Origin of the sequence: Azospirillum endophyticum (assembly GCF_016595245.1) — a bacterium.
GTDB classification, from domain to species: Bacteria; Pseudomonadota; Alphaproteobacteria; order Azospirillales; family Azospirillaceae; genus Azospirillum; species Azospirillum endophyticum.
Map to the genome: position 1 here is coordinate 36,029 of NZ_JAENHM010000089.1, position 17,900 is coordinate 53,928.

General features: G+C 66.8%; 20 protein-coding genes. 17 read left to right on the forward strand and 3 right to left on the reverse strand.

Annotated features, from left to right (window positions below):
• Positions 1-22: 22 nt before the first annotated feature.
• Positions 23-460, reverse strand: a complete 438-nt coding sequence (locus JHL17_RS35385) for an EamA family transporter (RefSeq protein ID WP_200199353.1) — start codon at positions 458-460, stop codon at positions 23-25.
• A 149-nt stretch (positions 461-609) separates the two neighbouring features.
• Here JHL17_RS35385 and JHL17_RS35390 point away from each other — a divergent pair, with 149 nt between their 5' ends.
• Positions 610-996, forward strand: a complete 387-nt coding sequence (locus JHL17_RS35390) for a hypothetical protein (protein ID WP_200199354.1) — start codon at positions 610-612, stop codon at positions 994-996.
• On the opposite strand, the gene JHL17_RS35395 is transcribed toward JHL17_RS35390, so the two are convergent.
• A complete protein-coding gene (locus JHL17_RS35395) occupies positions 964-1,893 on the reverse strand; it encodes a LysR family transcriptional regulator (RefSeq protein ID WP_247894050.1) in 930 nt (309 codons plus the stop codon). The genes JHL17_RS35390 and JHL17_RS35395 overlap by 33 nt on opposite strands.
• A gap of 121 nt (positions 1,894-2,014) precedes the next feature.
• On the opposite strand from JHL17_RS35395, the gene JHL17_RS35400 reads away from it, so the two are divergent.
• The 14 genes from JHL17_RS35400 to JHL17_RS35465 all read left to right on the forward strand — a co-directional run bounded on the left by JHL17_RS35400 (position 2,015) and on the right by JHL17_RS35465 (position 16,034).
• Positions 2,015-2,992, forward strand: coding sequence for a Bug family tripartite tricarboxylate transporter substrate binding protein (locus JHL17_RS35400; RefSeq protein ID WP_200199355.1), 978 nt, complete (start codon positions 2,015-2,017; stop codon positions 2,990-2,992).
• 21 nt (positions 2,993-3,013) lie between these two features.
• Positions 3,014-3,493 carry a tripartite tricarboxylate transporter TctB family protein gene (locus JHL17_RS35405; RefSeq protein WP_200199356.1) on the forward strand — a complete coding sequence of 160 codons (480 nt, stop codon included), beginning with the start codon at positions 3,014-3,016 and terminating at the stop codon, positions 3,491-3,493.
• A 7-nt stretch (positions 3,494-3,500) separates the two neighbouring features.
• Positions 3,501-5,000, forward strand: a complete 1,500-nt coding sequence (locus JHL17_RS35410; RefSeq protein WP_200199357.1) for a tripartite tricarboxylate transporter permease — start codon at positions 3,501-3,503, stop codon at positions 4,998-5,000.
• 41 nt (positions 5,001-5,041) lie between these two features.
• Positions 5,042-5,806, forward strand: coding sequence for an HpcH/HpaI aldolase family protein (locus tag JHL17_RS35415; protein ID WP_200199358.1), 765 nt, complete (start codon positions 5,042-5,044; stop codon positions 5,804-5,806).
• Positions 5,807-5,879: 73 nt separating this feature from the next.
• On the forward strand, positions 5,880-6,848 hold the full coding sequence (locus tag JHL17_RS35420; RefSeq protein WP_200199359.1) for a Bug family tripartite tricarboxylate transporter substrate binding protein: 969 nt from the start codon (positions 5,880-5,882) through the stop codon (positions 6,846-6,848).
• Positions 6,849-6,858: 10 nt separating this feature from the next.
• Positions 6,859-7,323, forward strand: a complete 465-nt coding sequence (locus JHL17_RS35425) for a tripartite tricarboxylate transporter TctB family protein (RefSeq protein WP_200199360.1) — start codon at positions 6,859-6,861, stop codon at positions 7,321-7,323.
• 13 nt (positions 7,324-7,336) lie between these two features.
• The gene (locus JHL17_RS35430; protein ID WP_200199361.1) at positions 7,337-8,836 is read left to right on the forward strand and encodes a tripartite tricarboxylate transporter permease; all 1,500 of its coding nucleotides are present in this window, start codon (positions 7,337-7,339) and stop codon (positions 8,834-8,836) included.
• A 318-nt stretch (positions 8,837-9,154) separates the two neighbouring features.
• The gene (locus tag JHL17_RS35435) at positions 9,155-10,252 is read left to right on the forward strand and encodes an SMP-30/gluconolactonase/LRE family protein (protein ID WP_425599676.1); all 1,098 of its coding nucleotides are present in this window, start codon (positions 9,155-9,157) and stop codon (positions 10,250-10,252) included.
• 254 nt (positions 10,253-10,506) lie between these two features.
• Complete coding sequence (locus JHL17_RS35440) at positions 10,507-11,397, forward strand: 2-hydroxy-3-oxopropionate reductase (RefSeq protein ID WP_200199362.1); 891 nt, start codon at positions 10,507-10,509, stop codon at positions 11,395-11,397.
• A gap of 131 nt (positions 11,398-11,528) precedes the next feature.
• Positions 11,529-11,993 carry a hypothetical protein gene (locus JHL17_RS35445; RefSeq protein ID WP_200199363.1) on the forward strand — a complete coding sequence of 155 codons (465 nt, stop codon included), beginning with the start codon at positions 11,529-11,531 and terminating at the stop codon, positions 11,991-11,993.
• Between the two features lie 353 nt (positions 11,994-12,346).
• Positions 12,347-13,303, forward strand: a complete 957-nt coding sequence (locus tag JHL17_RS35450; RefSeq protein WP_200199364.1) for a siderophore ABC transporter substrate-binding protein — start codon at positions 12,347-12,349, stop codon at positions 13,301-13,303.
• 43 nt (positions 13,304-13,346) lie between these two features.
• Positions 13,347-14,306, forward strand: coding sequence for an ABC transporter permease (locus tag JHL17_RS35455; protein WP_200199365.1), 960 nt, complete (start codon positions 13,347-13,349; stop codon positions 14,304-14,306).
• Positions 14,296-15,279: an iron chelate uptake ABC transporter family permease subunit gene (locus JHL17_RS35460; RefSeq protein WP_200199366.1), complete on the forward strand. Its 984-nt coding sequence runs from the start codon at positions 14,296-14,298 to the stop codon at positions 15,277-15,279. The genes JHL17_RS35455 and JHL17_RS35460 overlap by 11 nt, the downstream gene beginning before the upstream one ends.
• Entirely contained in the window at positions 15,276-16,034 is a 759-nt protein-coding gene (locus tag JHL17_RS35465) for an iron ABC transporter ATP-binding protein (RefSeq protein WP_200199367.1), read from the forward strand. Before JHL17_RS35460 ends, JHL17_RS35465 begins: the two co-directional genes overlap by 4 nt.
• 28 nt (positions 16,035-16,062) lie before the next feature.
• Here JHL17_RS35465 and JHL17_RS35470 read toward each other — a convergent pair whose 3' ends face one another.
• The gene (locus tag JHL17_RS35470) at positions 16,063-16,746 is read right to left on the reverse strand and encodes a DUF6655 family protein (RefSeq protein ID WP_200199368.1); all 684 of its coding nucleotides are present in this window, start codon (positions 16,744-16,746) and stop codon (positions 16,063-16,065) included.
• Between the two features lie 265 nt (positions 16,747-17,011).
• Here JHL17_RS35470 and JHL17_RS35475 point away from each other — a divergent pair, with 265 nt between their 5' ends.
• Positions 17,012-17,557 (forward strand): sigma-70 family RNA polymerase sigma factor, encoded by a 546-nt coding sequence (locus tag JHL17_RS35475; RefSeq protein ID WP_200199369.1) that lies wholly within the window; start codon positions 17,012-17,014, stop codon positions 17,555-17,557.
• Between the two features lie 94 nt (positions 17,558-17,651).
• Positions 17,652-17,900 (forward strand): FecR/PupR family sigma factor regulator (locus JHL17_RS35480; protein ID WP_200199370.1); only part of this gene is annotated, 249 nt, incomplete at its 3' end.

The following is a 17,900-nucleotide window of genomic DNA, read 5'->3' on the forward strand; positions in this document are numbered from 1 at the left end:
CTGAGAGGACGCCCAGCCGGCGTCACTTGATGGCCAGCAGGATGACCCCGGCGGCGATCAGCACGACGCCCAGCCAGTTCGGCCCCGACAGTTTCTCGCCCAGGAACAGGACGCCGAACAGGGCGACCAGCACGACGCTGAGCTTGTCGACCGGCGCCACCTGCGAGGCAGGGCCGAGCTTCAGCGCGCGGAAATAGCACAGCCACGACGCCCCGGTGGCGAGGCCAGACAGGACGAGGAACAGCCAGGTCCGGCCCGACACCGCCGATGGCGACAGCGACTGGCCCGAGGCGACGACGATGCCGATCAGCATCAGGAAGATGACGGCGGTGCGGATCAGCGTCGCCATATCCGAGCCGACGCCTTCGACGCCGACCTTGGCGAAGATGGCGGTCAGCGCGGCGAATCCTGCCGACAACAATGCCCACACCATCCAGGACGGAAACAGGCCATCGGTCATTCTCTCGATTTCCTTCAGAGCTTGTTCGTGGCAGGCGCATCCTTGGGCCTGCTGATCGGGATGCCGGTTCAAGCTGAATAGGAGTGTTGCGGCGGGGGGCGGTCTGGCAGGTCTGGGACCCTCGCTCCGACCGCCTGGCTGCGCACTCTATGGGCACTGCCGTTCGTCCCGCAAGCACCACGCCAGCGTCCTGGGACGCGTTCTCGGATGTCGAGGCATTCGTCGAGGAGGTGCTGAGCGAGCCGACAGCGATGGCGGCCGACGGCAGTGGCCCAACCCGTTCCGGGCCCAAGCCGGCGCTCACCGGAGCAGCGTTGCGCAAGGCGATCCTGGCGGTCTGGTGCGTGTGCTTTTGTGGCCTTCAATGGCGCGCCGTCGACCGGCTCTCCGGCATCACCGTCCAGCCGATCGCCCGCGGCCGCGACGGGATGTTCATCCACACCGAAATCGCCTGGGTGGTGGAGCGCTCCAGGAAATCAGCGCGCAAATGCTACGAACAAGCTCTAAATATGCCGGCAGCCGCTGCTGCTTATTGAACGCAGGACGGTCTGTACCGTCGCCACTGCAGGGTTGGCGTTTCTCGGGCGCCACACGGCATGCAGTTCCACGATTGGAAGCGCGTCGGTTGCAAGCGACCGCAGCACCACTCCCTGGAATCCCAGATTGAGCGCCGCGCGCGGCACGAGCGCCAGCCCGATACCCGCCTTCACCAGTCCCAGGATCGTATGGATCTGGCTGATGTGCTGTGCATAGCGCGGACGGACCCCGGCGCTGGTGAACAGGGTGGCGAGCAAATCGTAGAAGTAGCGGGCTTCGTATGGGGAATAGGCGACCATCGGCTGCTGGTCGAGGTCGGTGATGGAAACCTCTGGAAACGCGGCCAGAGGATGGCCTTCCGGTGCGGCCAGCACCAGCGGTTCCCGCACCACGCACAGCGAGTCGAATTCACGGCGGTTGTAGGACGGACGGATCAGTCCGATGTCGATGCGCCCGGCCGTCAGTGAGTCCAGCTGGTCGGCCGACACCATTTCCTTCAGGTCCAGATCGATCCCCGGCGCCCTCTCCCGGAGCGTCTGGATCAGCTGCGGCAGAAATTCATATCCGGAGGCAGCGGTGAAGCCCAGTGTTACCGTTCCCTCCTCACCGATCGCCGTTCGCCGGGCGGCCAGTGCAGCCCCTTCCACCAGCCGGAGAAGCCGCCGCGCTTCCGGCAGGAAATTATGTCCCGCCCTTGTCAGGGTGACCGACCGACTGGTGCGGTCCAGAAGCCGGACGTCCAGCGCATGTTCGAGCAGCTGGATCTGCCGGCTGAGCGGCGACTGCGTGAGGTTCAGACGCGCGGCGGCCCGGCCGAAATGCAGCTCCTCGGCGACCGCAACGAAGCATCGGAGATGGCTCAGTTCGAACATCGATCTAAAAATGGCATCGATCATTGCTCAGAACAACTCATTAAGCATCGACAGTCCGTGTAACTTATCATCAATCCCACGAACAATAACGTGCCGCCGACCACAGGCACGACGCGCGCGAAATCGCCAAGTGGAGGAAATGTCGATGAAGTATCGTCGTCTGGGCGCGGCTGTCGCTGCCCTGGCGCTGTGTGGCGCTCTCATTCCCACGCTCGTGCAGGCCCAGTCGTTCGACCGCCCGGTGCGCATCGTCGTACCCTTCGCGCCCGGCGGAACGTCCGACATTCTGGCCCGCCTCATCAGCCCCAAGCTGTCAGAAGCGGTCGGCCAGCCGGTGGTGGTGGAGAACAAGCCGGGTGCCGCGGGCAACATCGGTGCCGACGCCGTGGCGAAGGCCCGGCCGGACGGTCACACGCTTTTGCTGATGGACATCGGCTCGCTGGCGGTGGCTCCCAGCCTGTTCTCCGACCTGTCCTACGATGTGAAGAAGGACCTGGAACCGGTCGGAATGGTCATGTTCGGTCCTTATGTGCTGGCGGTGCATCCTTCTGTGCCGGCCAAGACCGTTCCGGAGCTGGTCGACTACGCCAAGGCCAATCCGGGCAAGCTTGCCGTCGCCAACTCCGGCGTCGGTGCGCTCAACCACATCACGTCGGTCGCCCTCGCCCGCGGTCTCGGCATCGACTGGAAGGCCGTACCCTACAAGGGTGGTGCCGCGGCCTCGCGTGCAGTCGTTTCCGGCGAAAGCACGGTGATCATCAACGGCGCCACGGCGACGCTGCCCTTCGTAACGTCCAAGCAGCTCGTCGGCATCGCCGTCACCGGCGATGCCCGGCTGCCAGCGCTGCCGGAGGCGCAGACTTTCAAGGAGGCCAAGCTCCCGCTGGCAGACGCCGGGACATGGCAGGCGCTACTGACCACCGGCAAGACGCCGGCGGCCGTGGTCGCACGCCTGAACGCCGAGCTTCAGAAGATTCTGGCCATGCCCGAGATCAAGGAAAAGGTCGCCGAACAGGGCGGAATGGTGCGCCCCGGCACGCCGGACGAGGTCAAGGCGTGGCTCGCCACGAACATCGAGTCCTGGGGTGGCATCGTCCGCGCCGCGGACATCAAGTCCAACTGACAAGCCCACCGGACATTCGCCATGCCCCAATTCGAGATATCCCACGTCCGGCCGCAGGGGCGGCGGCTCGACTGGCCCGACCTTCTGTTCGGCACCTTCCTGATCGCGGTGTCGGCTGGCGCCTTCGCCGCAACCGCCAAGCTTTCCGGCGGTTCGGCGGCAGACATGGGGCCGGGCTACATGCCGCGCGCCATCGCGCTGATCCTGCTCGGCTTCGGCCTGTTCTTCACCGGCCGCGGCCTGATGCGCAGTCATGCCGGCATCGAGCGGGTGCAGGCGAGACCGATGCTGGGTATCGCCGTCGCCGTCGGCACCTTCGCGCTCCTGATCGAGGGAGCCGGTCTGGTCGCGGCCTCCTTCGCCGCGGTCCTGCTGGCCGCCGCCGCAAGCCGCGAGAGCCGGCTGTTCGAAGTCATTCTGTTCGGCCTGTGCGTCGCCGCCGGGGCGGTCCTTCTGTTCGTGAAGGCGCTCGCCCTGCCGGTTCCGATCTGGCCCTGGTAGGCGCCCAATGGAGCTGTTCGACAATCTCCTGCTCGGCCTGTCCACGGCCCTGCAATTCAACAATCTCCTCTATTGCCTGATCGGCGTCGTCATCGGTACGGCCATCGGCGTTCTGCCCGGCATCGGTCCCATTCCGACGGTCGCCCTGCTGCTGCCCTTCACCTTCGGGCTGCCGCCGGAATCGGCGCTGATCATGCTGGCCGGCATCTTCTACGGTGCGCAGTATGGTGGCTCGACCACCGCCATCCTGGTGAATGTGCCGGGCGAGACGTCGTCGGTCGTCACCTGCCTGGACGGTCACGCGATGGCCCGGCAGGGACGGGCGGGCCCGGCGCTGGCGATCGCCGCCGTGTCGTCCTTCTTCGCGGGAACCGTCGCCACCGTCGTGATCGCGCTCCTCAGCCTGCCCTTGGCGGCGCTGGCGCTGAAATTCACCGCGGTGGAGTATTTCAGCCTGCTGGTCCTCGGCCTGCTCGCCGCGGTGATCCTGGCGCATGGCTCGGTCTCGAAGTCGCTGGCGATGGTGTTCCTCGGGTTGCTGCTGGGAACCATCGGCATCGACGTGAATTCCGGGGCCGCGCGCATGACCTTCGGCATTCCGGCCCTGTCCGACGGGCTCGATTTCGTCCCGGTGGCGATGGGCATGTTCGGGCTGGCCGAGATCATCGCCAACCTCGAACGCAACGAGGTCCGGCAGGTGGTCAGCCAAAAGCTGCGCGACCTCGTGCCGACGCGCGCCGACCTCAAGGCGGCCTTCCCCGCCATGGTTCGCGGCACCGCCATCGGTTCGGCGCTGGGCGTGCTGCCCGGCGGGGGGGCCGCCCTGCCGCCCTTCACCGCCTATGCGCTGGAAAAGAAGATCGCCCGCGATCCCCAGCGTTTCGGCAAGGGCGCCATCGAGGGCGTCGCCGGTCCGGAGGCGGCGAACAACGCCGGGGCGCAGACCAGCTTCATCCCGCTGCTTACCCTCGGCATTCCCGCCAACGCCTTGATGGCGCTGATGATCGGCGCGCTGATGATGCAGGGCATCCAGCCCGGCCCGCAGGTGATGACCGAACAGCCCGCCCTGGTCTGGGGGGTCATCGCCAGCATGTGGACCGGCAACCTGATGCTGCTGATCATCAACCTGCCTCTGGTCGGGCTATGGGTGTCGATGTTGAAGATCCCCTACCGCCTGCTGTTCCCTGCCATCGTCCTGTTCTGCTGCATCGGCACCTACGGCATCTCCAACAGCGTCTTCAACGTCTGGCTCATGTTGGGCTGCGCGATGTTGGGGTACTTCTTCATCAAGGTGGGGGTGGAGCCCGCGCCGCTGCTGCTCGGCCTCGTGCTCGGTCCGCAGCTGGAGGAGAATTTCCGCCGCGCCATGCAGTTGGCCGATGGCGACCCGTCGGTCTTCCTGACCCGCCCGATCAGCGCCGTCCTGCTCGCGGTCGTCGCGGTCCTGCTGCTCGCCATGCTCTCCCCCGCCGTCCTGCGCAAGCGTACGCAAGCGCTGGCGGAGTAGGCGGGCATCCCTTCCAACGTCCATCGGAAGGACGCCGTCCCATGGAACTCCGCACCAATTCCTTCAAACGCGCCATCCAGGCCGGCCGCAAGCAGATCGGCTTCTGGAACAGCATGGCAAGCCCCACCGCCACCGAGATCCTGGCTGGCTCGGGTTTCGACTGGCTGCTGCTCGACGCCGAACATGCGCCGAACCACGTGCCGGGCATCCTGGCCCAGCTGCAGGCCATGATGGAGAACGAGACGCATCCGATCGTCCGCATTCCGGACAACGATCCGATCGTCATCAAGCGCTATCTCGACATCGGCGTGCAGTCCTTCCTGATCCCGATGATGGAGACGGTCGAGGAGGCCAAGGCCGCGGTCGCCGCCACGCGTTTCCCGCCCGACGGCATCCGCGGCTTCGCCGGGGCCAGCCGCGCCTCGCGCTTCGGCCGGGTGAAGGACTATCACCGCCGCGCCCACGAAGAGATCTGCGTGCTCGTGCAAATCGAGACGCGCAAGGGGCTCGACAATCTGGAGGCCATCGCCGCTGTGCCCGGCATCGACGGGCTGTTCATCGGTCCGGGCGACCTGTCGGCCGACCTCGGCTGTCTGGGCGATCAGGGCAACCCGGAGATCGTCGAGCTGATCGAGAAGACCATCGGCCGGATCGTCGCGGCCGGCAGCCGGGCCGGCATCCTCACCGCCGACGAGACACTGGCGCGCCGCTATATGGCGGCCGGCTGCGTCTACACCGCCGTCGGCATCGACACCGGCCTGTTGGCCCGCACCACGGAGGCGATTGCCAGGAAGTTCACGGACTGAGCAAGACATCGGAGATGACCGCCGGTCACCAGCGGTAGCCGTCAAAGAAAACAAAGTAAAACAGGGAGGAACCATGAAGAACTTGCCGTTTCTGACCATCGCCGCGGTCGCCGCGATGCTGTCGGCACCGGCCTTGGCCGAATACCCGGACAAGGCGCTGACGATGATCGTGCCTTTCCCGCCGGGCGGCGCGTCGGACACCACGGCGCGGCTGATCGCACCGAAGCTCACCGAGGCCGTCGGCCAGCCGGTCGTCATCGAGAACCGTCCGGGCGCCAACGGTTCGATCGGGGCGGCGCAGATCGCGCAGGCGAAGCCGGACGGCTATTCGCTGCTGGTCGCCTCGATCGGCGTCTACGCCATCAATCCGGTGCTCTACAAAGGACTGAAATATGATCCCAAAAAGAACTTCGACCTGCTGACGGTGGCGGTGCGCACGCCCAACGCGCTGGTGGCCACGCCCAATCTTCCGGTGAACACCGTCGCGGAGCTGATCGCTCACCTGAAGAAGAACCCGGAGAAGGTGACCTTCGCGTCCTCGGGTACCGGATCCTCGGACCATCTGACCGCGGCGCTGTTCTGGCAGCAGACCGGCACCACCGGCCTTCATGTGCCGTACAAGGGCGGCGGACCGGCGATCACCGACCTGATCGGCGGACATGCGGAGGTGTCGTTCCAGAATCTCGGCGTGGTCACTGGCCATATCAGGGCCGGAAAGCTGAAGCTGCTGGCCGTCACCAGCGACAAGCGCATCCCGGCCTTCCCCGAGACGCCGACCATGGCGGAGGCCGGCGTCCCGGGGGTCGAGGTCTATTCCTGGCAGGCCGTCGCCACCCCCGCCGGATTGCCGAAGGAGGTGAAGGCCAAGCTGGAGTCCGGTCTTACCGGCGCACTCGCCGCCCCCGAGGTCAAGGGCCGCTTCGAGGAGGCGGGCTTCGAGGTCGTCGGCACCGGCAGCGCCAAGTTCTCGCAGTTCCTCGACGCCGAGCTGGGGCGCTGGAAGTCGGTGGTCGAGGCCGGGAACATCACTCCGGATCAGTGAGGAAAATCCGATGGCGGCGTGTGCGCGCAACCCCAAGGATTTCTTTGCCGGCGTCATCTACATCGCCGTCGGGCTGGTGGCGGTGTGGATCGGTCGCGACTACGCGACGGGCACCGGCAGCCGAATGGGCCCCGGCTATTTTCCCGCCGTACTCGGCTGGCTGCTGGCCGCCTTCGGCGTGTTGTCGGTCCTCCGCTCCTTCGTCCAGGACGGCAGCCCCATCGGCACCGTCGCCTGGAAGGGGCTCGCGCTGGTGGCGGGTTCGACTGTCCTGTTCGGCCTGCTGCTCGAGTCGGCCGGGCTGATCCCGGCATTGCTGGCGCTGATCCTGGTCAGCGCCGCGGCCAGCCGGATGTTCCGCTTCGAGATCCGCGCCGCGGCGGGGCTGGTGGCCCTGCTGGCCTTCTGTGCGCTGGTCTTCGTCAAGGGGCTGGGCGTGCCGATGGCGCTGCTCGGCTCCTGGTTCACCGGATGAGCGGGGCTTCCCTATGGATATCCTGGCAAATCTCGCGCTCGGCTTCCAAACCGCGCTCGGCCTTTCAAATCTCGCCTACTGCCTGCTCGGCGTCTTCCTCGGCACCGCCATCGGCGTGCTGCCGGGGCTGGGGCCGGTCGCCACCATCGCCATGCTGCTGCCCGTCACCATCGGGCTGCCGCCGGAATCGGCCCTCATCATGCTGGCCGGCATCTATTACGGCGCGCAGTATGGCGGTTCGACCACCGCCATCCTGGTCAATCTGCCGGGCGAGTCCTCCTCAGTGGTGACGGCGCTGGACGGCTATCAGATGGCACGCCAGGGCAAGGCCGGAACGGCGCTCGCCACCGCGGCCCTCGGCTCCTTCTTCGCCGGCACGGTGGCGACGGTGCTGCTGGCCTTGTTCGCGCCGCCGCTGGCCGATCTGGCCCTGAAGTTCGGCCCGGCCGAATATTTCTCGCTGATGGTGCTGGGTCTGGTGGCCTCGATCGTGCTGGCGCAGGGATCGCTGCTGCACGCGCTGGCACTGATCGTCCTTGGCCTGCTGCTGGGGCTGATCGGCACCGACGTCAATTCTGGAACCGCACGCTACACCTTCGACTTGCCGCAGTTGTCCGACGGCATCGGCTTCGTGATCGTCGCGATGGGCATGTTCGGCATGGCCGAGATCATCGCCAACCTGGAGAACGAGGCGACGCGCACCACCATGGTGAAGAGCGTCACCGGCTTGCTGCCTTCGCGGGCCGACCTGAAGCGCATCGTGGCGCCGGTGCTGCGCGGCACGGCGCTGGGGTCGCTGCTCGGCATCCTGCCGGGCGGCGGGGCCATGCTGGCCTCCTTCGCCGCCTATTCCATGGAAAAGAAGGTCTCCCGCCATCCCGAGGAGTTCGGCAAGGGCGCCATCCAGGGCGTCGCCGCGCCGGAGGCGGCCAACAATGCCGGCGCGCAGACCTCCTTCATCCCGATGCTGACGTTGGGCATCCCGTCGAACCCGGTGATGGCGCTGATGATCGGCGCGATGATCATCCAGGGCATCCAGCCCGGCCCGTCGGTGATGACCGACCAGCCGGCTCTGTTCTGGGGTGTGATCGTGTCGATGTGGGTGGGCAACCTGTTCCTGCTGGTGCTGAACCTGCCGCTGATCGGCCTGTGGGTGCGGATGATCGCGGTCCCCTACCACCAGCTGTATCCAGCGATCCTGGTGTTCTGCGCCATTGGCGTGTTCAGCCTGAACAACTCGGTCTTCGATATCTTCCTGATGGCCGGGTTCGGGGTGCTGGGCTACGTCTTCCGCAAGCTCGACTGCGAGCCGGCGCCCATGCTGCTGGGCTTCATCCTGGGACCGATGATGGAGGAGAATCTGCGGCGGGCGCTGCTGATCTCCAAGGGGGATCCGATGGTGTTCGCGTCGCGTCCGATCAGCGCCGTCATGCTGGTGATGGCTCTGGCCCTGCTGGTGACGGTGCTTGCGCCCGCCGTCCGGCGCAAGCGCGAGGAAGCCTTCCAGGAGTGACCTTGCGGGTACGGTCAGTTTCCGGAGGCCGTTCCCAGCACCCGCTTCCAAGGAGTGACCGTCATGTCGCTGAAGAGTCTGACCGTCTGCGCAGCGTCCCTGGCGCTGTTCCCGACCATCGGCCGGTCCGTCCGGGCCGCAGAGTGATCCTCCGCAAGGCGGCGGTCTGCGTGGAATGACGCTTGTTGAATGACCCGTCCAGTGCCGGCCGGCACGCCGGAGGGCCGCGACACGGGACGCAGCCGCGTGCCGTGAGCCAGCAATCCATGCCCGAAATCTTCCAGTCCCAAAAATCTCCATGAAATCCGAGGAGGCATCATGAACACGCTCTCCAACCCCGGCCGGCGCCGCATCCTGCAGATGGCCGGCGCCGGTGCGGCGATGGCTGCCGGAAGCGCCTTCGCCCAGGCGATCCCGTTTGCGCTCAACCCCCGCTATCCCGATCCGGCCATCCAGATCCTGGACCCCAGCTTCGCCAAGTACCGCCTTTACAGCAGTTCGGTGGAGCAGGTGGCGACCGGCTTCCGCTGGGCCGAGGGCCCGGCCTATTTCCCGGATACGGGAACGCTCCTGTTCAGCGACATTCCCAACAACCGCATCATGAGCTTCGACGAGAAGACCGGAAAAACCACGGTGTTCCGCGAGAACGCCAACTACGCCAACGGCAACGTCCGCGACCGGCAAGGGCGGCTGGTCACCTGCGAACATTCGGTGACCCGGCGGGTGGTTCGCACCGAAAAGAGCGGCGAGATCACGGTTCTTGCCGAGTTCTACCAGGGCAAGCGCCTGAACGCGCCCAACGACGTGGTGGTCAAATCCGACGACAGCGTCTGGTTTACCGATCCCCTGTTCGGCATCAACGGAGAATGGGAAGGGTTCAAGGCCAAGCCGGAACAGGAAACCACAAACGTCTATCGCATCGCTCCCGACGGTCGCATCACGGCGGTGGTTACCGACCTTGTGAACCCCAACGGCCTCGCCTTCTCGCCCGACGAGAGCAAACTCTATGTGGTGGAATGGAAGGGGACGCCCAACCGCAGCATCTGGAGCTTCGACGTCGGCAAGGACAACACGCTGTCCAACAAGACCAAGCTGATTGACGCGTCCGATTTCGGTGCGCTGGACGGCTTCAGGGTCGACCGCGACGGGAACCTGTGGTGCGGCTGGGGAAGCAACGGTGCCCTGCAGGCCGAACCGATCCAGGCCGGCGGACGCATGGTCTATTCGCTGAAGGGGAAATCCGAGGATCTCGACGGGGTGATGGTGTTCAACCCCCAGGGCAAACCCATCGGCTTCATCACGCTGCCCGAGCGTTGCGCCAACCTGACCTTCGGTGGTCCGAAGAACAACCGGCTCTACATGGCGAGCAGCCACTCGGTCTACGCCCTGTATGTGGAGGCACACGGGGCGGTCTGACCGCGATTTTGATCGTGGTTGGCGAGGACGGCCTTTGGAATGCCGAAGGTCGCGGCGCATCCGCGCCTCCCACGAGGTCGGGGACAACGGCGTCCTCTGTGCGGACCATGTTCCCCTCTCCGGCGTGGATCCGGATCGCAAGCACTTCTGCTCAATCTGCCTTGGATACATGCCGGCCCTGCTTCAGGCGGCCTGATCCGGGGTCCTGCAACCGCAATCAGGTTCAACCGAAAAAACTGAGGATCGGAGACATCATGAGCAAGATCGGGTTTATCGGACTCGGGATCATGGGGACGCCGATGGCGGGCCACCTTCTGGCGGCGGGCCACGCGCTGTTCGTCCACACCGTCGGTCCTGTGCCGGACGTCCTGACCGCCGGCGACGCCGCGGTCTGCGCCTCTGGCAAAGAGGTGGCCGAAAAGGCCGAGATCGTCTTTATCATGGTCCCCGATACCCCTGACGTCGAGAAGGTCCTGTTCAGCGCCGATGGCGTCGCCGAAGGCCTGAGCGCCGGCAAGATCGTGGTGGACATGTCCTCCATCTCTCCGGTCGCCACCAAGGAATATGCCAAGCGCATCAACGATCTCGGTTGCTCCTACCTCGACGCGCCAGTATCGGGCGGGGAGGTTGGCGCCAAGGCCGCCTCGCTGACCATCATGGTCGGCGGCCCGCAGGAGGCCTTCGAGACGGTCAAGCCGCTGTTCGAGAAGATGGGCAAGAACGTCACGCTGGTCGGCGGCAACGGCGACGGCCAGACGACCAAGGTCGCCAATCAAATCATCGTGGCGCTGACCATCGAGGCGGTCGGCGAGGCCCTGCTGCTCGCCGCCAGGGCCGGTGCCGATCCGGCCAAGGTCCGTCAGGCGCTGATGGGCGGTTTCGCCAACTCCCGCATCCTGGAGGTCCATGGCGAGCGGATGATCAACCGCAACTTCACCCCCGGCTTCCGCATCGAGCTGCACCAGAAGGACCTCAACCTGGCGCTGGCCACCGCCCGCTCGCTCGGCGTCAGCCTGCCCAACACCGCCACGGCCCAGGAGCTGTTCAACGCCTGCGCCGCCCATGGCGGCAAGGCCTGGGATCATTCCGGTATGGTCCGCGCGCTGGAGATGCTCGCCAACTTCGAGATCGGTCGGGAAGCCTGAGAGCTTGTTCGTGGCAGGCGCATCCCTGGGACTGCTGATCGGGATGCCGGTTCAAGCTGAATAGGAGTGTTGCGGCGGGGGCGGTCTGGCAGGTCTGCGGCCCTCGCTCCGACCGCCTGGCTGCGCACTCTATGGGCACTGCCGTTCGTCCCGCAAGCACCACGCCAGCGTCCTGGGACGCGTTCTCGGATGTCGAGGCATTCGTCGAGGAGGTGCCGAGCGAGCCGACAGCGATGGCGGCCGACGGCAGTGGCCCAACCCGTTCCGGGCCCAAGCCGGCGCTCACCGGAGCAGCGTTGCGCAAGGCGATCCTGGCGATCTGGTGCGTGTGCTTTCGTGGCATTCAATGGCGCGCCATCGACCGGCTCTCCGGCATCACCGTCCAGCCGATCGCCCGCGGCCGCGACGGGATGTTCATCCCCACCGAAATCGCCTGCGTGGTGGAGCGCTCCTTCAGCTGGATCAGTCGCTGCCGCCGATTGAACACCATCGTCGAGCGGACAAAGGACCATCTCGTTGCCTTCGGCCAGATCGCCGTCATCTCAATCCTCTCCAGGCGTCTGAAGCGGCTCGTTCCCCAGGACGTCAGCGCGTAAATGCTACGAACAAGCTCTCAGCTTTCCTGCACCGGCTACGGCAGGGCCGGCGACAGCGGGGCGCCGATCCTGCAGGAAACGCTGCGGTTTCGGAATGCCCGTTCGGTCAGGGACGCCGTCCGTCGCCGCCCATCCCAGGGCATGGCCGCCATTCCGGGCGCATCGCATCAGCGGCACGGAAGTTTTTGCAAGTGAGAATGAGTAGCGTTAGCATGCGCGTCGCGGGCCGCTGCCGGTGGGCAATCCGGTCCCGCCGTCCGGCGCGGGTCCGATCCCGTGCCTGCCGCCGCCGGCCATCCCGCCGCCGCCCAGGCCGCGTCGCCGGTGGAATCCAGATCATTTCGGGAGTTGTGATGACCATCGTGACGCGCCGCAGGGACCTGTTGACCGCAGGTCTGGCGATCGGGGTTTCCGGTCTTGCCCCCTTCCTGATGCCGCGCATGGCCTTCGGCCAGACCTCTCCGGTCCCCACCACCATCCGCCATGCCCAGGGCGAGACGACGCTGCCCGACGCGGTGAACAAGGTCCTGTGCTTCGACATGGCGTCGCTGGACACGCTGGACGCCCTGGGCGTTCCGGTGGCGGGCGTGCCGACCGGGGTGAAGCCCGCCCATCTCGCCAAGTACGACGGTCCGGTCCATGTGAGGATCGGCACGCTGTTCGAACCGGATTACGAGGCGGTGAACGCCGCCCAGCCCGATCTGATCATCGTCGGTGGCCGCTCCGCCCCGAAATACGCCGATCTGTCGGCCATCGCCCCCACCATCGACCTGACGGTGAAGACGGACCGCTTCATCGACAACGCGCTGGACTGTGCCGATACGCTGGGCCGCATCTTCGGCAAGAGCGCCGAGGTGAAGGCCCGCGCCGACCGGCTGCGCGCCTCGGTGGCCGAGGTGAAGGCCGCCGCCGCCGGGGCGGGCAGGGGCCTGCTGATTCTGACCACCGGCGGCAAGATCAGCGCCTATGGCCCGGGATCGCGGTTCGGCGTGCTCCACACCGAATACGGCGTGGCGCCGGCGGCGGAGAGGCTCGACGCCGCCAACCACGGTCAGGCGGTCAACTTCGAATTCATCCTGCAGACCAATCCCGACTGGCTGTTCGTGATCGACCGCGATTCCGCCATCGGGCGGGAGGGGCAATCGGCCAGGCAGTTGCTGGACAACGACCTCGTGCGACGGACCATCGCCTGGACGAAGGGGCGGGTGGTCTATCTGAACGCGTCGAACTGGTACCTGATCGGCGGCGGGCTGGCCGCCATGCAGCAGGATGCCGACGACATCAAGGCGGCCCTGACGGGAAAGGCGTGACGATGCCCGCCTTCGCCATCGCTGCCGGCGGCGGATCGCCGGCATGAAGGGGCTCGTCCTGGCCGCCGCCGGCGTCACCGCGCTGGCGGCGGCCAGTCTGTTCGTCGGCGTCAGCGACGTGACGGTCGGCGCGCTGCTGGGCGGCATGTCCGACGAAGCGACGCAGGTGATGCTGGTCAGCCGGATCCCGCGCACGCTGGCGCTGCTGCTGGCCGGGTCGGGAATGGCGGTGTCGGGCCTGATCCTGCAGATGCTCGCCCGCAACAGGTTCGTGGAGCCGTCGACCGCCGGAACCGCGGAATCGGCGGTGTTCGGCATGCTGATGGTGACGCTGCTGGCGCCGGGAACGCCGATGCTGGGCCGGATGCTGGTGGCCGGCGCCTGCGCGCTGGCCGGTACCGCGCTGTTCCTCGGCATCCTGCGGCGGATGCCGTTGCGCTCACCGCTGGTCGTGCCGCTGGTCGGCATCATGCTGGGCGCCGTCATCACGGCCTCGACGGAATTCGTCGCCTACCGCTTCGACATGATGCAGTCGGTGCGCGCCTGGGAGACCGGCGATTTCTCCGGCGTGCTGCGCGGGCGGTACGAACTGCTGTGGATCGGCGCCGCGCTGACCGCCGTCGCCTATGCCGCCGCCGACCGCTTCACCGTCGCCGGGTTGGGCGAGGACTTCACCACCAACCTGGGCCTCAACCACCGGCGCGTGGTGTCGCTCGGGCTGGTCATCGTATCGCTGGTGACGGCGGCGGTGATCGCCACCTGCGGCATGATCCCGTTCCTGGGCCTGGTCGTGCCCAACCTCGTCAGCCTGACGCGCGGCGACAACATGCGCCGCTCGCTGCCCTGGGTGGCGTTGTCCGGCGCCGGCCTGGTGCTGGCCTGCGACATCGCCGGCCGGCTGGTCATCCGTCCCTACGAGATCCCGATCGGCACGACCATGGGCATCGTCGGCAGCGCGATCTTCCTCTATCTGCTGCTGCGGAAGAACGCCCATGCCGGCTGACTGCGAAGCGGTCGGGCGCCGTTCCCTGCCGCCGGCCCTGCTGATCGCGGGGCTGGGCGGGCTGACCCTGTTGTCCGTCGTCCTGTTCCTGACGCTGGGGGCGAAGGGAAGCTGGAGCTTCATCCTGGCCTTCCGCGGCACCAAGGTCGCGGCGATGCTCCTGGTCGGCTATGCCATCGCCGTCTCGACGGTGCTGTTCCAGACCATCACCAACAACCGGATCCTGACCCCGTCGATCATGGGGTTCGATGTCCTCTACCGCCTGATCCAGACGGTTCTGGTCTTCCAGCTGGGCTCCGCCGCGGTTACGGCCTTCGATCCGCGGCTGCGCTTCGGGATCGAAGTCGGGGCGATGGTGGCCTTCTCCTGGCTGCTCTATCGCTGGCTGTTCTCGGGAAGCATGCGCGGGCTGCATCTGCTGATGCTGGTCGGCATCGTCTTCGGCGTGCTGTTCCGCAGCCTCGCCGGCTTCCTTCAGCGGGTGATCGACCCCAACGAGTTCCTGGCGGTGCAGGACCGGCTGTTCGCCAGCTTCAACCGGGTGGACGGCCGGCTTCTGCTGGTGTCGGCGCTGGTGGTGCTGGCGGTGTCGGTCGCGGTCTGGCGCAAGGCCCGCGTGCTGGACGTGCTGGCGCTGGGGCGGGATGCCGCGATCAACCTCGGCGTCGACCACCGGCGCGAGGTGATGCAGGTGCTGGCGATCGTGTCGGTGCTGGTCGCCGTCTCCACCGCGCTGGTCGGGCCGGTCACCTTCTTCGGGCTGCTGGTCGCCAATCTGGCCTATCTGCTGGTCGACACCAACCGGCACCGGCTGGTCCTGCCGGTGGCGGCGCTGGTCGCCATGCTGGTGCTGATCTGCGGCCAGATCGTCCTGGAACGGCTGCTGGGCTTCAACGGAGCGCTCAGCATCGTCATCGAGTTCCTGGGCGGCATCGTCTTCCTGGTCATCCTTGTGCGGAGAGCGGCCCGATGATCGAGGTCCGGAATGCCAGAAAATCCTATGGCGAGACCGTGGTGGTCGACGACGTGTCCATCACGGTGCCGGCCGGCGGCGTGATCTCGCTGATCGGCGCGAACGGCGCCGGGAAATCGACCCTGCTGTCGATCATCAGCCGGCTTCTGCCGGCGCCGGCCGGCACGGTGATGGTGGAGGGGATGGACGTCACGACGACGCCCGGCGACGTGCTGGCGCGGCGTCTGTCGATCCTGCGCCAGGACAACCAGATGACGGCGCGGCTGACCGTGCGCGACCTGATCGCCTTCGGCCGCTATCCCCACAGCAAGGGCCGGCCGACGGTGGAGGACCGGGGGCATGTCGAGCGGGTGATCCGTTACCTGGAGCTGGAGGCGGTCGCCCACCGCTTCCTCGACGAGCTGTCGGGCGGCCAGCGCCAGCGTGCCTTCATCGCCATGGTGCTGTGCCAGGACACCCGGTACATCCTGCTCGACGAGCCGCTGAACAACCTGGACGTCAAGCATGCGGTGGCGATGATGAAGCTGTTCCGCCGCACCGCCGACGCGTTCGGCAAGACCATCATCCTGGTGCTGCACGACATCAACTTCGCGTCCTGCTATTCGGATCGGATCGTGGCGATGCGGGACGGCCGCATCGCCTTCGAAGGCCCGCCGGAGGAGATCATCACGCCGGCCGTGATCCGGGAGGTCTATGGGGTGGAGGCCGCCATCCAGGAGATCGACGGCAAGCGGGTGGCGCTGTATTTCCGCTGAGTCAGGCCGGTCGGCGCGCCGGCCCGCGTCAGTCGTCCCAGGGCTTCGGCACCGGCCGGGTGTCGGGCGGCAGCAGGTCGTTGGTTTCCCAGCTCAGCATCAGCAGCAGAACCCATTCGGCCCGGTTGGAGAAGCCGTATTGCGGTCCGCTGGAGGAGACCAGGGTGCCGGACGTCTTGTCGTAGGCGGTGGCCGCGATCTTGGCGACGCCCTGCGTCAGTTCCTTCTTGAACAGCGAGATCTCGGGCGTGGAGGAGGTGCCGCTGACCGGCATCGGGATGTCGATGCTGGGAATGCCGAGCAGGGAACTTTCGCTGTCCACCGACAAGGCGCCGACGCGCAGTTCGACGATGGTGGCCGCCGCATCCCGCGTCGGGGCCATGGCGGCGCCGTAGCGCAGCAGGGCGTCGCGGACGGCGGAGATGGCGTATTTGGTGTCGTAGCCCTCGACCCCGGCGGCATCGACATAGACACTGCCCTTGACCGCCAGCCGGCCGGCCAGACGCTCCGCCGCCTGATCCGCCGCGGTGGAGATCAGAAGCTGTTCGGTGGCGGAGCGGGCGGGCGTGGTGACGTGGGACGTGGAGCAGCCGGCCAGACCAAATCCGGCAGCCGCGAGTAGAGCGGGGGCGGCGATCCGGTACAGCCGGCGCCAGGATCCGGTCGTCGCTGGTCGTGGCGCATGAAATGAAATAATCCGCTTCACTAACATTATCCGGTTCCTTGACCTCCACCATTGGCCGTCATGAAAGCTGCGGCCGCTGCCCACGGCCGCCTATCCAGGCCTGCCGCGAACGCTTCGGTCAACGGCGCAGAGGTCCAGGTCGCGCGCTATGCGTTTGGGGCCGACCGCCGGGCAGGACCGCAGCCAAGGTCAAGGGACTATGCAAATCGGATAGGTCGATATTGATAATCATTCTCATTTTTGCTATCAGCAACGGGATGGGATTCCTCATCTTCACCGCTTTGGGACGGACATGGCATCCGACATGCGCCGCCTGCTGGTCGACGGACTCTTCCGGCAGCACAATTCCGGACTCCTGCGCTTCCTCGCCCGTCGGCTCGGCTGCCGGGACCGTGCGGCCGACGCCGCGCAGGAGGTGTATCTGCGTCTGCTGCGCTTTGCCGGATCGGGATCGATCGCCCATGAGACCTCCTATCTCTATGCCGCCGCCGCCAACGTGGCGGCCGACCTCACCCGCGCCCGCATCACCGAGGAGCGGCGGACGGCGGGCGACCTGCCGGACTGCCTGCCGGACCCGGCCGGGGCTGCCGAGACGGAGCGGCCGGACGATGCCGCGGCGGCACGGCAGCGGCTGCGGCTGATGCAGGCCGTGGTCGACGAACTGCCTCCCCGCTGCCGCGAGGTGTTCCTGCTCAACAAGATCGACGGGCTCAGTCACGGCGAGATTGCGAATCGCCTTGGAATTTCCCGCAACATGGTGGAAAAGCACATCATCAAGGCGCTGCTTCATTGTCGGCGGAGACTGACCGAGGGCACCGGCGGCGGGGCCGGCCGATGAGCGGCCCCAGAGGCATTCCGTCCGCGGAGGTCACGGCCGGGAGCACTTCCCGCGTCCGATGCGGCATGGTTCCAGCGAGTGTCAGGAACAGGCGATGACCTCCGATCACAGAACCGCATCGGGTGCGCTCGGCCAGGAGGCCCTGGACGAAGAGGCGGCGCGGCGTCTCGTGCGCCTGCAGTCGGACGCGGTCACCGACGCCGAGCGGCGCGACACCGACGCATGGCTGGCGGCCAGCCCGGACCACCGGGCCGCCTTCGACGCCCTGCGCGAGGTCTGGAGTGCGCTGGACGGCATGCCGGATCCGCGCCCCGCCGGTGCCGCCGGCCTTGCCGCCTCCGCT

What these genes read in the sequence shown, in the direction of transcription:
- JHL17_RS35405 (WP_200199356.1), top strand. Translation starts at nt 3,014, where the DNA reads ATGCCCCAATTCGAGATATCCCACGTCCGGCCGCAGGGGCGGCGGCTC.
- JHL17_RS35460 (WP_200199366.1), top strand. Translation starts at nt 14,296, where the DNA reads ATGCCGGCTGACTGCGAAGCGGTCGGGCGCCGTTCCCTGCCGCCGGCC.
- JHL17_RS35390 (WP_200199354.1), top strand. Translation starts at nt 610, where the DNA reads ATGGGCACTGCCGTTCGTCCCGCAAGCACCACGCCAGCGTCCTGGGAC.
- JHL17_RS35420 (WP_200199359.1), top strand. Translation starts at nt 5,880, where the DNA reads ATGAAGAACTTGCCGTTTCTGACCATCGCCGCGGTCGCCGCGATGCTG.
- JHL17_RS35450 (WP_200199364.1), top strand. Translation starts at nt 12,347, where the DNA reads ATGACCATCGTGACGCGCCGCAGGGACCTGTTGACCGCAGGTCTGGCG.
- JHL17_RS35430 (WP_200199361.1), top strand. Translation starts at nt 7,337, where the DNA reads ATGGATATCCTGGCAAATCTCGCGCTCGGCTTCCAAACCGCGCTCGGC.
- JHL17_RS35475 (WP_200199369.1), top strand. Translation starts at nt 17,012, where the DNA reads ATGGCATCCGACATGCGCCGCCTGCTGGTCGACGGACTCTTCCGGCAG.
- JHL17_RS35400 (WP_200199355.1), top strand. Translation starts at nt 2,015, where the DNA reads ATGAAGTATCGTCGTCTGGGCGCGGCTGTCGCTGCCCTGGCGCTGTGT.
- JHL17_RS35455 (WP_200199365.1), top strand. Translation starts at nt 13,347, where the DNA reads ATGAAGGGGCTCGTCCTGGCCGCCGCCGGCGTCACCGCGCTGGCGGCG.
- JHL17_RS35410 (WP_200199357.1), top strand. Translation starts at nt 3,501, where the DNA reads ATGGAGCTGTTCGACAATCTCCTGCTCGGCCTGTCCACGGCCCTGCAA.
- JHL17_RS35465 (WP_200199367.1), top strand. Translation starts at nt 15,276, where the DNA reads ATGATCGAGGTCCGGAATGCCAGAAAATCCTATGGCGAGACCGTGGTG.
- JHL17_RS35395 (WP_247894050.1), bottom strand. Translation starts at nt 1,893, where the DNA reads ATGATCGATGCCATTTTTAGATCGATGTTCGAACTGAGCCATCTCCGA.
- JHL17_RS35470 (WP_200199368.1), bottom strand. Translation starts at nt 16,746, where the DNA reads ATGTTAGTGAAGCGGATTATTTCATTTCATGCGCCACGACCAGCGACG.
- JHL17_RS35435 (WP_425599676.1), top strand. Translation starts at nt 9,155, where the DNA reads ATGAACACGCTCTCCAACCCCGGCCGGCGCCGCATCCTGCAGATGGCC.
- JHL17_RS35425 (WP_200199360.1), top strand. Translation starts at nt 6,859, where the DNA reads ATGGCGGCGTGTGCGCGCAACCCCAAGGATTTCTTTGCCGGCGTCATC.
- JHL17_RS35440 (WP_200199362.1), top strand. Translation starts at nt 10,507, where the DNA reads ATGAGCAAGATCGGGTTTATCGGACTCGGGATCATGGGGACGCCGATG.
- JHL17_RS35415 (WP_200199358.1), top strand. Translation starts at nt 5,042, where the DNA reads ATGGAACTCCGCACCAATTCCTTCAAACGCGCCATCCAGGCCGGCCGC.
- JHL17_RS35445 (WP_200199363.1), top strand. Translation starts at nt 11,529, where the DNA reads ATGGGCACTGCCGTTCGTCCCGCAAGCACCACGCCAGCGTCCTGGGAC.
- JHL17_RS35385 (WP_200199353.1), bottom strand. Translation starts at nt 460, where the DNA reads ATGACCGATGGCCTGTTTCCGTCCTGGATGGTGTGGGCATTGTTGTCG.